The sequence below is a fragment of the Pseudarthrobacter sp. P1 genome, assembly GCF_050156935.1.
GTDB lineage: Bacteria > Actinomycetota > Actinomycetes > Actinomycetales > Micrococcaceae > Specibacter.
Map to the genome: position 1 here is coordinate 804,395 of NZ_CP189584.1, position 14,200 is coordinate 818,594.

General features: G+C 67.8%; 12 protein-coding genes. 6 read left to right on the top strand and 6 right to left on the bottom strand.

The window, feature by feature from the left end:
- Positions 1-147 precede the first annotated feature (147 nt).
- From gap to secG, 4 genes are all read left to right on the top strand, one after another.
- Complete coding sequence (gap, locus tag ACQCSX_RS03645; protein ID WP_427017721.1) at positions 148-1,158, top strand: type I glyceraldehyde-3-phosphate dehydrogenase; 1,011 nt, start codon at positions 148-150, stop codon at positions 1,156-1,158.
- A 9-nt stretch (positions 1,159-1,167) separates the two neighbouring features.
- The gene (locus ACQCSX_RS03650; protein WP_427017722.1) at positions 1,168-2,406 is read left to right on the top strand and encodes a phosphoglycerate kinase; all 1,239 of its coding nucleotides are present in this window, start codon (positions 1,168-1,170) and stop codon (positions 2,404-2,406) included.
- Between the two features lie 85 nt (positions 2,407-2,491).
- Positions 2,492-3,307 (top strand): triose-phosphate isomerase, encoded by an 816-nt coding sequence (gene tpiA, locus ACQCSX_RS03655; RefSeq protein WP_427017723.1) that lies wholly within the window; start codon positions 2,492-2,494, stop codon positions 3,305-3,307.
- Between the two features lie 59 nt (positions 3,308-3,366).
- A complete protein-coding gene (gene secG / locus ACQCSX_RS03660; RefSeq protein WP_427017724.1) occupies positions 3,367-3,609 on the top strand; it encodes a preprotein translocase subunit SecG in 243 nt (80 codons plus the stop codon).
- A 129-nt stretch (positions 3,610-3,738) separates the two neighbouring features.
- On the opposite strand, the gene pgl is transcribed toward secG, so the two are convergent.
- From pgl to tkt, 6 genes are all read right to left on the bottom strand, one after another.
- Positions 3,739-4,551, bottom strand: coding sequence for a 6-phosphogluconolactonase (pgl, locus tag ACQCSX_RS03665; RefSeq protein WP_427017725.1), 813 nt, complete (start codon positions 4,549-4,551; stop codon positions 3,739-3,741).
- The gene (locus ACQCSX_RS03670; protein ID WP_427017726.1) at positions 4,548-5,486 is read right to left on the bottom strand and encodes a glucose-6-phosphate dehydrogenase assembly protein OpcA; all 939 of its coding nucleotides are present in this window, start codon (positions 5,484-5,486) and stop codon (positions 4,548-4,550) included. Before ACQCSX_RS03670 ends, pgl begins: the two co-directional genes overlap by 4 nt.
- Positions 5,483-7,027, bottom strand: coding sequence for a glucose-6-phosphate dehydrogenase (gene zwf / locus ACQCSX_RS03675; RefSeq protein ID WP_427017727.1), 1,545 nt, complete (start codon positions 7,025-7,027; stop codon positions 5,483-5,485). Before zwf ends, ACQCSX_RS03670 begins: the two co-directional genes overlap by 4 nt.
- Positions 7,028-7,032: 5 nt before the next feature.
- The gene (locus ACQCSX_RS03680; RefSeq protein ID WP_427017728.1) at positions 7,033-8,667 is read right to left on the bottom strand and encodes a glucose-6-phosphate isomerase; all 1,635 of its coding nucleotides are present in this window, start codon (positions 8,665-8,667) and stop codon (positions 7,033-7,035) included.
- 5 nt (positions 8,668-8,672) lie between these two features.
- Positions 8,673-9,794: a transaldolase gene (tal, locus tag ACQCSX_RS03685; RefSeq protein ID WP_427017729.1), complete on the bottom strand. Its 1,122-nt coding sequence runs from the start codon at positions 9,792-9,794 to the stop codon at positions 8,673-8,675.
- Positions 9,795-9,860: 66 nt separating this feature from the next.
- A complete protein-coding gene (tkt, locus tag ACQCSX_RS03690) occupies positions 9,861-11,978 on the bottom strand; it encodes a transketolase (RefSeq protein WP_427018960.1) in 2,118 nt (705 codons plus the stop codon).
- 401 nt (positions 11,979-12,379) lie between these two features.
- On the opposite strand from tkt, the gene ACQCSX_RS03695 reads away from it, so the two are divergent.
- Together ACQCSX_RS03695 and ACQCSX_RS03700 are read left to right on the top strand one after the other, a co-directional pair.
- Entirely contained in the window at positions 12,380-13,327 is a 948-nt protein-coding gene (locus ACQCSX_RS03695) for a heme o synthase (protein ID WP_427017730.1), read from the top strand.
- 125 nt (positions 13,328-13,452) lie between these two features.
- Complete coding sequence (locus tag ACQCSX_RS03700; protein ID WP_427017731.1) at positions 13,453-14,118, top strand: hypothetical protein; 666 nt, start codon at positions 13,453-13,455, stop codon at positions 14,116-14,118.
- Positions 14,119-14,200: the final 82 nt, after the last annotated feature.

Consider the following 14,200-nt stretch of genomic DNA (forward strand, 5'->3'; position numbering starts at 1 on the left):
ATCCGGCCCTAGCAGCCTCGACTGCGGAGCACCGCATCCCCTTTTGTAAGAAATCTCTGCCCAATGTCGTGCGGGAAACCCTGAGCCGGAGTATCGCGCTCCGACTGGACTATGTGTGTTTGCAATAACACCGAGGAGATATAACAAGTGACAACTCGTATTGGTATCAACGGCTTCGGCCGCATCGGCCGCAACTACTTCCGCGCCGCACTGGAGCAGCAGGCCGATCTGGAAATCGTTGCCGTGAACGACCTCACCAGCCCCGAGACGCTGGCCCACCTGCTGAAGTACGACTCCGTCACCGGCCGCCTGAAGGCAACCGTTGAGGTTGTCGACGGCAACCTGGTTGTCAACGGCAAGACCATCAAGGTCCTCGCCGAGCGCGATCCCGCCAACCTCCCCTGGGGCGAGCTGGGTGTTGACATCGTGGTCGAGTCCACCGGCTTCTTCACCAAGGCTGCCGATGCCCAGAAGCACATCGACGCCGGTGCCAAGAAGGTCCTGATCTCCGCACCCGCCTCCAACGAGGACATCACCATCGTGATGGGTGTCAACGACGAGCTCTACGACCCGGCCGCACACAACATCATCTCCAACGCCTCCTGCACCACCAACTGCCTGGGCCCGCTGGCCAAGGTCCTGAACGACAGCTTCGGCCTGGAGCGTGGCCTGATGACCACCATCCACGCCTACACCGCCGACCAGAACCTGCAGGACGGCCCGCACAGCGACCTCCGCCGTGCCCGTGCCGCCGCGATCAACATGGTTCCGACCTCCACCGGTGCCGCCAAGGCCATCGGCCTGGTCCTGCCGGAGCTCAAGGGCAAGCTGGACGGCTTCGCCATCCGCGTTCCCGTCCCCACCGGCTCCGCCACCGACCTGACCGCCACGCTCAGCCGCGAGGTCACCGTTGCCGAAGTCAACGCCGCCTACAAGGCTGCCGCCGCCGAAGGCAAGCTGGCCGGCTACCTGACCTACACCGAGGACCCGATCGTGTCCTCGGACATCGTCACGGACCCGTCCTCCTCGATCTTCGACGCCGGGCTGACCAAGGTCATCGGCAACCAGGTCAAGGTTGTGTCCTGGTATGACAACGAATGGGGCTACTCCAACCGCCTCGTGGACCTCACCGAGCTCGTTGCCTCCAAGCTGGGCTAGGCTGAACATATGACCTTACACACCCTCAACGAACTCATCGCTGATGGAGTCCGCGGGCGGCACGTTCTTATCCGTAGTGATCTGAACGTGCCGCTCGACGGCTCTACAGTGACTGACGACGGCCGCATCAAGGCCTCCCTCCCCGTCATCTCCGCCCTGGCCAACGCCGGTGCGAAGGTGCTGGTGTCAGCACACCTGGGCCGTCCCAAGGGCACCCCCGACGCAAAGTACTCGCTGGCTCCGGCCGTGGCGCGCATGGCCGAGCTGGCTCCGGAGCTGGAAATCACCTTGGCCGCGGACACCACGGGCGAATCGGCCCAGGCCCTGGCCGCCAGCCTGGCCGACGGCGCCGTCGTCGTGCTGGAGAACGTGCGCTTCGACGCCCGTGAAACCAGCAAGGACGACGCCCAGCGCGCGGCCATGGCGGCCGAGCTGGCCGCCCTGACCGGCGGCACGGGCGCGTATGTGGATGACGCCTTCGGCGCCGTGCACCGCAAGCACGCCTCGGTCTACGACATCGCCCAGGCGCTGCCGTCGTACCAGGGCGACCTGGTGCGCACCGAGCTGGAGGTCCTGAACAAACTCACCACGGACACCACCCGTCCCTATGTGGTGGTGCTGGGCGGGTCCAAGGTTTCGGACAAGCTGGCTGTGATCGACAACCTGCTCGGCAAGGCCGACACCATCCTGGTCGGCGGCGGCATGCTGTTCACCTTCCTGGCGGCCCAGGGCCACGCCGTGGGCGCCTCGCTGCTCGAGGTAGACCAGATTCCCGTGGTCAAGGACTACCTGGCCCGCGCCGAGGCAGCCGGAACCACCTTTGTGCTCCCCACCGATGTGGTCGTGGCCAGCGGTTTCGCCGCCGACGCCGACCACGAAGTGGTGCCGGCCGCCGACATCGAGGGCAGCAGCTTTGGTGCCAGCGGCCTGGGCCTGGACATCGGACCCGAGAGCGGCGCGGCGTTTTCCGAGGCCATCCGCGGCGCCAAGACAGTGTTCTGGAACGGCCCGATGGGCGTGTTCGAGTTCCCGGCGTTCGCCGAGGGAACCCGGGCCGTGGCCCGTGCCCTGGCCGAGGCCACCGCGTCCGGCGCGTTCACGGTGGTGGGCGGCGGCGACTCCGCCGCGGCCGTGCGCACCCTGGGCTTTGCCGACGGCGAGTTTAGCCACATCTCCACCGGTGGCGGTGCAAGCCTGGAATTCCTTGAAGGCAAGGACCTTCCCGGGCTGACCGCCCTCGCACGCTAAGCCGCACATACCCTCCGGCGGCCGGCCACTGGCCGGCTGCCGGACCCTTTTCTTTTGTCTACCCCTTGTGATTCTGGAGAGAGCAATGACTACCTCAACCAACGGAACCTTTGACCGGGCGCCGCTGATCGCCGGCAACTGGAAGATGAACATGGACCATGTCCAGGGCATCACCCTGCTGCAGAAGCTGGCCTGGACCCTGTCCGACGCCCGCCACGACTTTGGCCGGGTTGAGGTGGCGGTGTTCCCGCCGTTCACCGACCTGCGGGGTGTCCAGACGCTGGTGGCCGGCGACAAGCTCAAGCTCGTCTACGGTGGCCAGGACCTGTCCCCGGAGGACTCCGGCGCGTACACCGGCGACATCTCCGGTGCCTTCCTGTCCAAGCTGGGCTGCGCCTACGTACTGGTGGGCCACAGTGAGCGCCGCAGCATCCACGGCGAAAGCGATGAGCTGCTCAACCGCAAGGTCAAGGCCGCCTTCCGCCACGGGGTCACCCCGATCCTGTGCGCCGGGGAGGGCCTGGACATCCGCCAGGCCGGCACCCACGTTGAGCACACGCTGGCCCAGGTCCGCGGCGGCGTCGAGGGCCTCAGCGCAGAAGAGGCAGCCGCCTTGGTCATCGCCTACGAGCCCGTCTGGGCCATCGGCACCGGCGAGGTGGCCGGACCTGAGGACGCACAGGAAATGTGTGCCGCCATCCGAGCCGAACTGGCAGTGCTGTTCGACGCCGAGACCGCCGCCAAGACCCGCCTGCTCTACGGTGGCTCCGTGAAGGCCTCCAACGCCGCAGCCATCCTGGGCCAGCGCGACGTCGACGGCGTCCTGGTGGGCGGCGCGAGCCTTGACGCGGCCGAGTTCGCAAACATCGCCCGGTTCGAAAACCACCTGGTAACCGGCTAGGCTGGCCCTGGCTGGTTTGCACCATCCCTCCTACCATTTGTTCCTGCTGAAAGGCCGTTGTGGAAGCTCTCCAAATCGCTCTGCAGATCCTGCTGGGCGTCACCAGCTTGCTGCTGACCCTGCTCATCCTCCTGCACAAGGGACGCGGTGGCGGCCTGTCCGACATGTTCGGCGGCGGCATGAGCTCGAGCTTGGGATCCTCCGGCGTGGCCGAACGCAACCTTAACCGCTTCACGGTGGTGCTGGGCATCACCTGGGGTGCGGTGATCGTGGGCCTCGGCCTGATCATGGCCTACAGCTGACATAGCGACAAACAGAAGGACCCGGCCCCGCGGATTTCTCCGCAGGGCCGGGTCCTTCTGTTTGTGCTGTGGGGCCCACGGTCGCGAGGGACCCACAGCGAGCTTGCGAGCCGCGGGAGCGACCGGGGACTAGTTGTCCTGGCGTGCCATCAGCTTGCCGGGCACCTTGGCGGCGGCGTCGCCGTCCACCAGCCAAAGCGTCTTGTTCCTGCCCCGGGCGCCCGCAGCGGGGACCTGCACCTCGCTGGCCCCGGCCAAGGCCAGCGCCACGGCACCGGCCTTGTCGCTGCCGGCAGCCACCAGCCAAATCTCCTGGGCGGAGTTGATGGTGGGCAGGCTCAGCGAGACGCGCTCGGGCGGCGGCTTGGGCGAGCTGGTCACCGCCACCACCGCCGCGTCCTTGGTGCGGATCCCCGCCATCTCCGGGAAGAGCGAGGCAATGTGCGCGTCGGGCCCCAGGCCCAGCAGCAGCACATCAAAGCGGGGGAGCGTCGGCACCCCGGCGTCGCCGTCGTGGTCATCGCTGGCCAGGTGCTCTGCCAAGGCCGCAGCGGCAAGCTCGGCCGCATAGTCGGCGGTGGCCTGCTCCAGATCCATGCCGGCATCGGAGGGCTTCATCGCGTGGACCCTGGCGGGGTCGACGTCGATGTGGTCCAGCAGTGCCTCGGCAGCCTGGCGGGCATTGCGGTCCGGGGAATCGTGGGCCACAAAACGGTCGTCACCCCACCAGAAGTTGACCTTGGCCCAGTCCACGGCCAACCGCGCCGGGGACTCGGCCACGGCCCTGAGCGTGGCAATGCCGACACTGCCGCCGGTGAGCACCACCGTGGCCTCGCCGCGTTCGCTCTGGACATCCAGCAGCCTGGTGATCAGCCGGGCGGCCGTGGTGGCCGCCAGGACCTCAAAGGACGGGTGGAGGGTGATGCGCACATTGCCACTCATGCGGGGACTACCTCTTCCTCGGCCAGCAGACGGGCCAGGCCGGTGGTGATGACTTCGCCGAAGACCTCGTCCGGGTCCAACCGGCGCAGCTCCTCGGCCAAACAATCCTGCAGCGAACGGCGCGGCAGCGCAATGCGCTGCTGCGGCTGGCCGGGCTGGGTCAGCACGGCCTCGCTGGCTCCGGGACGGTGCAGCTCGACATTGCCCCCAACCCGCTCCAAGACGACGCGGCGGATGCCCGTGCCGGAGGGATCCTCCACCACGGTGATCGGCGCACCCAGGGCCTGGTGCAGCCAGGACGCCAGCAGCAAGGTGCTGGGAGAGTCCGTGGCACCCTCGACAGTGATCCGGGTGACCGGTTCCTCGTCCAGCTGGTCGAAGACGGCCGCCAGCTGGATCCGCCAATTGGTCAGGCGGGTCCAGGCCAGGTCGCTGTCGCCGCCGGTGTAGGTGGCACCAATGTGCTGGAGCGCCTCGCGCGGGCTGGGCTCGTTGGCCGAGTCCGTGATCCGGCGGTGCGCAATGCGACCGATCGAGGAGGTGCTCGCGGACTCCGGCACCCCGTGCGGCCACCAGGCCACGATCGGCGCATCGGGCAGCAGCAGGGCCGAGACGAGGGACTCGCTCTCGGTGGCCAGCTCGCCGTAGCCGCGCAGCACGATGACCTCGGAGGCACCGGCGTCCCCGCCCACGCGGATTTGCCCATCGAGCCGGGTGGGCTCCTGGGCGCTGCCCTCCGCCAGCACAATGATGCGGCAGGGGTGTTCGCGGCTGGCCAGGTTGGCGGCCGCAATGGCCTCCTCCTCAAAGCCGGCCTTGGTAATGACCACCAGGGTCAGCACACGGCCCAGCGTGACCACCCCGCCCTGCTCACGCAAGGTGACGATCTTCTTGGTGACCTTGGAGGTTGTAGTGCTTGGGAGATCAATAATCACGGCCTTCGCCAGGTCCTTCCATCGCGGGTGAGCAGTTCATCGGCCGAGGCCGGGCCCCAGCTGCCGGGTGCGTAGGACTCGGGCTGCACGCCCTCCGCCGCCCAGAATTCCTCGAACGGGTCAAGGATCTTCCAGGACAGCTCCACCTCCTGGTGGCGCGGGAACAGCGGCGGCTCGCCCAGGAGCACATCCAGGATCAGCCGCTCGTAGGCCTCGGGGCTGGACTCGGTGAAGGCATGGCCGTAGCCGAAGTCCATCGTGACGTCGCGGACCTCCATCTGCGTGCCCGGGACCTTGGAGCCGAAGCGGATGGTGACACCCTCGTCCGGCTGGACGCGGATGACGACGGCGTTCTGGCCGAAGTCATCTTCGTTGTGGTCCGTGAAGAGCAGGTTGGGGGCACGCTTGAAGACGACGGCGATCTCCGTCACGCGCCGGCCCAGGCGTTTGCCCGCGCGCAGGTAGAACGGCACGCCGGACCAGCGCCGGGTGTTGATGTCCAGGCGGACGGCCGCATAGGTCTCGGTGGTGGAATCGGCCGGAATGCCCTCTTCCTGAAGGTACCCCAGCACCTGCTCGCCACCTTGCCAGCCGCCGCCGAACTGGCCGCGGGCCGAATGCGTGGACAAATCCGCCGGCAGCTTGACGGCTGCCAGCACCTTTTCCTTCTCCGCCCGCAGGTCCTCGGCGTTGAAGGAGATGGGCTCCTCCATCGCGGTCAGGGCCAGCAGTTGGAGCAGGTGGTTCTGGATGACGTCGCGGGCCGCACCCACGCCGTCGTAGTAGCCGGCGCGGCCGCCGGTGCCGATGTCCTCGGCCATGGTGATCTGCACGTGGTCCACGTAGTTGGCGTTCCACAGCGGCTCGAAGAACTGGTTGGCAAAGCGCAGTGCCAGAATGTTCTGCACCGTTTCCTTGCCCAGGTAGTGGTCGATGCGGAACACCGAATCCGGCGGGAAGACGGATTCGACAATGTCGTTCAGCGCCCGGGCCGATTCGAGGTTGTGCCCGAACGGCTTCTCGATGACCACACGGCGCCAGCTGGTGCCATCGGCCTGTGCCAGCCCGTGCTCGGAGAGCTGCTTGCAGACCAGTTCAAAGGCCTTCGGCGGGATGGAGAGGTAGAAGGCGTGGTTGCCGCGCGTGCCGCGCTGCTCGTCGAGCGCCTCGATGGTCGCCTTGAGCCGCTCGAACGCCGCATCGTCGTCGAACTCGCCCTGGACAAAACGGATGCCCTCGGCCAGCTGCGCCCAGACCTTTTCGTCAAAGGGGGTGCGGCAATGGGCCATGACGGCCTCCTTGACCTCGGCCGCGAAGTCCTGGTCCGCCCACTGCCGGCGGGCGAAGCCCACCAGCGCAAAGCTGGGCGGCAGCAGGCCGCGGTTGGCCAGGTCGTAGACGGCCGGCATCAGCTTCTTGCGCGAGAGGTCTCCCGTGACGCCGAAAAGGACCAGCGACGACGGGCCCGCCACCCGGGACAGCCGGCGGTCCCGGCCGTCCCGGAGCGGGTTTGTACGCTTGTTTGCGTCGGAATCTGGCATGGTTCCTAGTTGCCTTGGGTGTTGGTGTGCTGGCCGGCGAGGGCGGCCACCACAGTCTTCAATTGGAGGACGCCCGCCTCACGGTCGGTGAAGTGCAGGCGCAGCACTGGGCGGCCGTGGCTGGCCAGCACCTGTGCGTCACCGGCGGCCTGGGCCTGGATCAGCCCACCGAACGTAAACGGACGTTCCGGAATGGCCAGATCCTCCACCACCTCGGCGGTGATCTGCAGGAAGGCACCAATGGCCGGTCCACCCTTGTGGAACTGTCCGGTGGAGTGCAGGAAGCGCGGTCCCCAGCCGAAGGTGGTGGGGCGGCCGGTGGTGGCAGCCAGCTCGTCGCGGACCTCCGCGAGGGAGGCGTGGCTGATCCGGTCCAGGTAGGCCTGGACGCTGAGGTAGCCGTCCGGGCCCAGCTCGGCGAACAGCGCCTGCAGGGCGCCGGCCACGGTGGTGGCACCGTCGAGCCATTCCGGTCCGCGGACCTCGATGGCTCCGTCGGTGAAGTTGGCTGCCGTCGGCGCGGGGGTGGCGTCCAGCAGGCCGCGGGCGGCCACCTTGGCGGCCTCCACATCCGGCTGGTCGAACGGGTTGATGCCCAGCAGGCGGCCGGCGACGGCGGTGGCAAACTCCCACACCATCATCTGGCTGCCCAGGCCGCCGGCGATGGCCACCTCGTTCTCGGCAAGTGCAACGTCGGCGTCGGGGGAGACCAGGCGGACCACCAGCACGTCCTGCGCACCCGAGGTGACCTCGGGGGAGCCGGGCTCGGCCACGACGGGCAGCACGCCCGTACCCAGCTTGCCCGTGGACTCGGCAATGAGCTGCTCGGCCCAGTCGGCAAAGCCGACAATGCCCGAACCCTCGTCAACAATCACGATCTTGTTGCGCAGCGGGCTGGTGCCACCGAGGGCGGCACCGAGGTGCAGACCGATGTTTTCCGGTGCATCCTCGCGCAGGATCTCGCCGGCTTCCTCCGCCTCGGCCAGCAGTGCGGCGATGTCCGCACCGGCCAGGCCTGAGGGAACCAGCCCAAACGCGGTCAGCGCCGAGTAGCGCCCGCCCACGTTGGGATCGGCGTTGAAGATCTTCCGGTAGCCGGCCTCGCGCGAGGCGGCGTCCAGCGGGGAGCCGGGATCGGTGACGATGATGATCCGCGAGGCGGCATCGATGCCCGCGGCGGTGAACTCCGCCTCGAAGATGCGCCGCTGCGAGTCCGTCTCCAGCGTGGAACCGGACTTGGAGGAGACCACAACGGCCGTGCGCTCCAGCCGGTCCGCCACGGCGGCGAGGACCTGCTCGGGATCGGTGCTGTCCAGCACCGTCAATTCCATGCCGGCCGTGGCCGTGATGACCTCCGGCGCCAGCGAGGAGCCACCCATGCCGCACAGCACAATGTGGTCGATGCCCTCGGCGGCCAGTTCGGCCCTGAGGGCGGCGATCTCCGGGAGCAGGGCGGCGGAGATTTCCGCAGCCGCCAGCCAGCCGAGCCGGACGGCCGACTCGGCTTCGGCGTCCGGACCCCACAGCGTGGCGTCCTTGGCAAACATGCGCGAGGCGACGGCGTCGGCCACGAGCGTGTCAACATGCGCTTCCACGGCTGCCAGGGCGGCGCCGGTTGCCTCGAAGGAAAGGGTGCTCATGGGGCCTACGCCTTCGCAGCCACGGCGTCCAGGGCATCCTGGACGTGGTCCAGGAGCTCGTTCCAGCTGGCGACGAACTTCTCCAAGCCCTCGGACTCAAGCTTGGCGACGACGTCGTTGTAGGAGACGCCCAGGCCCTCGAGCTGGTCCAGGACGGCGTTGGACTCATCGTAGGTGCCCGTGATGGTGTCGCCGGTGACCACGCCGTGGTCGAAGGTGGCGTCCAGCGTCTTCTCCGGCATCGTGTTGACGACGTCGGCTGCCACCAGGCCGGTGACGTACAGGGTGTCCGGCAGGGCCGGGTCCTTGACGCCGGTGGAGGCCCAGAGGGCGCGCTGCGGCAGGGCGCCGGCGCCGGCCAGCACGGCCCAGCGCTCGGAGGAGAACTGCTCCTGGAAGACCTGGTAGGCCAGGCGGGCGTTGGCCAGGCCGGCCTTGCCCTTCAGGGCAAGGGCCTCGTCGGTGCCCAGGGCGTTCAGGCGGGCGTCGATCTCGGCATCCACGCGGGAGACGAAGAAGGAGGCCACGGAGTGGATGGTGGACAGGTCGTGGCCGTTGGCCTTGGCCTGCTCCAGGCCGCTCTGGAAGGCGTTGATGACGGCGCGGTAGCGGTCCAGCGAGAAGATCAGCGTGACGTTGACGCTGATGCCCTCGGCCAGGGTTGCCGTGATGGCCGCCAGGCCCTCCAGGGTTGCCGGGATCTTGATGTAGACGTTCTTGCGGTCCACCTTGGCGTACAGGCGCTTGGCCTCGGCGATGGTGCCCTCGGTGTCCCATGCCTTGCGCGGGTCAACCTCGATGGAGACGCGGCCGTCGACACCCTTGGTGGACTCGGAGATGGCGGCGAACAGGTCGCAGCCATCGGCCACATCGGCGGTGGTGATCTCGAAAACGGCCTCTTCGGAGTGGACGCCGGCAGCGGCCAGTGCGGTCAGCTGCTCCTTGTAGGAGTCACCCTTGGTGATGGCGGCCTCGAAGATCGACGGGTTGGTGGTCACACCAACAACGTTCTTGGTGTCGATCAGGGTCTGCAGGCTGCCGCTGGTGAGGCGTTCGCGGGAGAGATCGTCCAGCCAGATGGAAACGCCGGCGGCCGACAGTGCTGCGGTGGGGGTGGAACTAGTCATGATGCTCAATGTCCTTAGAGTTGAACTGGCAAAAGAGGAATGGGTGCGCAGTTAAGCCTGCGGCAGTTAAGCCGATGCTGCGGCCAGGGAGTCCTTGGCGGCGGCCGTGACGGCCTCTGCCGTGATACCGAACTCGGCGAAGAGGCGCTTGTAGTCCGCGGAGGCGCCGAAGTGCTCCAGCGAGATGGACCGGCCGGCGTCGCCGACGAACTCGCGCCAGCCCAGGGCCAGGCCGGCCTCGACGGAGACGCGGGCCTTCACGGCGGCCGGAAGCACGGATTCCCGGTAGGCGGCGTCCTGGGCGTTGAACCACTCGACACACGGCATGGAAACCACACGGGCCGGGATGCCCTGCCCCTGCAGTGCCTCGCGGGCCTCAACGGCCAGCTGCACCTCCGAACCGGTCGCGATCAAGATCACGGTCGGGGCCGTGACGGCGCCGTCGGCGGTGGCCTCGGCGAGCACGTAGCCGCCCTTGGCCACACCGGTGGCCGAGCCGAACAGCGCCGCGGTCGCCGCGCCCTCGGCCCTCTCATAGGTGGGGATGTTCTGGCGGGTCAGCACGATGCCGGCCGGGTTGGCCGTGTTCTCCAGGATCGACTTCCACGCCTGGGCGACCTCGTTCGCATCGCCCGGGCGGACCACGTCCAGGCCCGGGATGGCGCGCAGGGAGGCCAGCTGCTCCACCGGCTGGTGGGTGGGCCCGTCCTCGCCCAGGCCGATGGAGTCGTGCGTCCACACGTAGATCGAGGGCACGCCCATCAGGGCGCCGAGGCGGATGGCCGGGCGCTGGTAGTCGGAGAAGATCAGGAACGTGCCCGAGAACGCGCGGGTCGGGCCGGCGAGGTGGATGCCGTTCACGATTGAGGCCGCGGCGTGCTCGCGGATGCCGAAGTGCAGCACCCGCCCGTAGGGGCCGCCGGACCAGGACTCGGTCTGCTTGGAGGCCGGGACGAACGAAGGCGAGCCCTCGATGGTGGTGTTGTTCGACTCGGCCAGGTCGCAGGAACCGCCCCACAGCTCCGGCAGGACCGGGCCGATCGCGTTCAGGACCTTGCCGGAGGCGGCGCGGGTGGAGACGTCCTTGCCGGGCGCGAAGGCGGGCAGGGCGGCGTCCCAGCCGGCGGGCAGCTTGCGGTCCTGGATGCGCTCCAGCAGGGCCGCGGACTCGGCGTTGGCCACCTTCCAGGCCTCGAAGCGGGCGTCCCACTCGCTGTGTGCGGCGGCACCGCGCTGCACGACCTCGCGGGCATGGGCCAGGACGTCGGCGTCGACCTCGAAGCTCTGCTCCGGGTCGAAGCCCAGGACGGTCTTCAGCGCCGCGACCTCGGCGCCGCCCAAGGCGGAACCGTGGATCTTGCCGGTGTTCTGCTTCGTCGGCGACGGGTAGCCGATCACCGTGCGCAGCGCAATGATGGACGGCTTGGACGTCTCGGCCTTCGCCTTGAGAAGGGCCGTGTAAAGCTCGGCGACGTCCTCGACGTATTCGCCGGTCTTGGTCCAGTCCACGCGCTGGACATCCCAGCCGTACGCCTCGTAGCGCTTAAGGACATCCTCGGAGTAGGAGATGTTGGTGTCGTCCTCGATGGAGATGTGGTTCTGGTCGTAGATGACGACCATGTTGCCCAGCTCCTGGTGCCCGGCCAGGGAGGAGGCCTCGGAGGTGACGCCCTCCTGCAGGTCGCCGTCGGAGGCGATGACCCAGATGGTGTGATCGAACGGGGACTCCCCGGCGGCGGCGGCGGCGTCGAGCAGGCCGCGCAGGCGGCGCTGGGAGTAGGCGAAGCCCACCGAGGAGGCCAGGCCCTGGCCCAGCGGGCCCGTGGTGATCTCCACACCCTTGGTGTGCTTGTACTCCGGGTGGCCCGGGGTCAGCGAACCCCAGGTGCGCAGCGCCTTCAGGTCCTCGACCTCCAGGCCGTAGCCGGAGAGGAACAGCTGCACGTAGAGCGTCAGCGAGGTGTGGCCGGGGGAGAGGATGAAGCGGTCGCGGCCGATCCAGTGCGGATCCTTCGGGTCGTGGCGCATCAGCTTCTGGAAGAGCAGGTAGGCGGCCGGGGCCAGGGACATCGCGGTGCCGGGGTGGCCGTTGCCGACCTTTTCGACTGCATCTGCGGCCAGGACTCGTGCGGTGTCCACCGCACGCTGGTCGGCAGTGGTCCAGGACAATTCTTGTGATTCCAGATGTGACACTTACCGGGCCCTCTCAATTGGGTACATTAGCTCACGGCAAAAGGCGAACATATAGAGCTTCCAGAGGGCACATTTTGCCCCCGGATTCTGCCGTTCACCGTTGAAACAAAACTTGCGTCCCAGCTTATCCCCATAGCCGTGCGCCTGCACGAAATCGACCACCTGTCAATTGGTCATATACCGGTATTTACTGTTCATTTGCATGCAACATTCGGTAATGCGCTCCACCCCCCGTCGGCATGCTAGCCCTGTGCAGGCAGGTATGATAAAAGCGCGGCTTTGTTCCGCGTGCACGTGCCACACCCCGCTCCGGCGACCGGCCCCTGGGGGACGGCTCCTGCGGAGGCCACGTGCCGGCAGGCAAACTTCAAGACAGAACATGGTGACACTACGTGAGCGCAACCCATCTGCCAGCAGCCCCGGCCACGCCCGGGAACGGCCTGGGCTTTACCGGAAAACTGAAGGCCTATGTTGCCCTGACCAAGCCCCGCGTCATTGAGCTGCTGCTGGTCACCACCTTGCCCACGATGTTCTTCGCCGCCCGCGGGATACCGAACATCTGGCTGATGGTCGCCACCATGGTGGGCGGCGCCCTGGCCGCCGGCAGTGCCGGTGCCTTCAACTGCTACATCGACCGCGACATCGACAAGGTCATGCACCGCACGGAGAACCGGCCGCTGGTCACCGGCGCCGTCACCCCGCGCGAGGCCCTGGTGTTCGCCTGGATCCTGGCCGTCGTCTCCGTGGCGCTGCTCTGGTTTGGCGCCAACCCGCTGGCCGGCATCCTGGGCATCGTGGCCATCTTCCTCTACGTGGTGGTCTACACACTGATCCTCAAACGCCGCACCTCGCAGAACATCGTCTGGGGCGGCGCCGCCGGCTGCATGCCCGTGCTGATCGCCTGGGCCGCTGTCACCAACACTGTCGAATGGCCGGCCATCATCTTGTTCATGATCATCTTCCTGTGGACGCCGCCGCACTACTGGCCGCTGTCCATGCGGTACAGCGACGACTACAACGCCGCCAATGTCCCCATGCTGGGCGCCGTCGCCGGCTCGCGCATCGTGGCCGTCCAGGTGGTCCTCTACACCTGGGCGATGGTGGCGTGCTCGCTGCTGATGATCCCGCTCGGCCGCGCCGGCATCGTCTACACCGTGGTGGCCGTCGCCGCCGGCATTTGGTTCCTCTTCGAGGCGCACAAACTGTACAACAGCGCCCAGGAGAACGAGATCACCAAGAAGGGCGCCATGAAGGTCTTCCATGGCTCCATCAGCTACCTGACGCTGGTGTTCCTCGCCCTGGCCGTGGATCCCTTCGTCGGATCCCCGCTGATGGGCTAGAGCTCCACCACAGTCCCGAAATGGGGCTCGTGTTCCTGCCGGACACGGGCCCCTTTTTTGTGCCTTGTCTTTTGTGCTGGGAGCACCCTGTTCCGGACCGCGGACACCGCCGTAGGCTGGTCGCTGTGGACCTCTTCCTCACCGGCCTCAGCGGCCTTGCCTGGACCATCGTGTATGCCGAGTCGATCCGCATCGGTTTCCGGTACCGGACCTATGCTGTGCCCGCCGCGGCGCTGGGCCTCAACTTCGCCTGGGAGTGGATCTACGCTATCCACGATCTGGCCTCCGGCCACTCCGGTCTGCAGGGGTACATCAACCTTGTCTGGGCCCTGGCCGACGTCGCCGTGTTGTACACGTTCCTGCGCTTTGGCCGCCGGGAACTGCCCCCGTTCCTCAACCGCACGCTGTTCGCCCTGTGGGCCGTGGCCCTCGTGGGAGCCGGCTTTGCCGTCCAGTTCCTGTTTATCGGCGCCTTTGGCCTGGGCCCGGGCACAGGCGCCGCGCAATACTCGGCCTTCCTGCAGAACCTGCTCATGTCGGGGTTGTTCATCGCGATGTTTGCCGCCCGCCGGGGACCGCGCGGGCAGTCGCTGCTGATCGCCGTCGCCAAGTGGCTGGGGACGCTGGCCCCCACCCTCCTGTTTGGCGCCCTGGGCCACTCGCCCTTCGTCCTGGGCATCGGTCTGCTCTGCAGCGTGTTCGACCTCGCCTACATCGGGCTGCTGCTCTGGGCCCGGCTGCGGCCGGGCACCTTTGGGCCGGACGCACGGTCCACGCTTCCGGCCCGCTGAGGCGCGCCGGGGCCGGTGGTTGGCGTCCGCGGCCCGCGGCGGTCCATGGCGCGCCGCACGGCGGCCTCCGGACCGCATACGC

Bases quoted from the DNA above. Each gene is read 5' to 3' on its own strand.
- pgl (WP_427017725.1), bottom strand. From the start codon at position 4,551: ATGAGTGGCAATGTGCGCATCACCCTCCACCCGTCCTTTGAGGTCCTG.
- tal (WP_427017729.1), bottom strand. From the start codon at position 9,794: ATGACTAGTTCCACCCCCACCGCAGCACTGTCGGCCGCCGGCGTTTCC.
- ACQCSX_RS03650 (WP_427017722.1), top strand. From the start codon at position 1,168: ATGACCTTACACACCCTCAACGAACTCATCGCTGATGGAGTCCGCGGG.
- zwf (WP_427017727.1), bottom strand. From the start codon at position 7,027: ATGCCAGATTCCGACGCAAACAAGCGTACAAACCCGCTCCGGGACGGC.
- ACQCSX_RS03680 (WP_427017728.1), bottom strand. From the start codon at position 8,667: ATGAGCACCCTTTCCTTCGAGGCAACCGGCGCCGCCCTGGCAGCCGTG.
- tpiA (WP_427017723.1), top strand. From the start codon at position 2,492: ATGACTACCTCAACCAACGGAACCTTTGACCGGGCGCCGCTGATCGCC.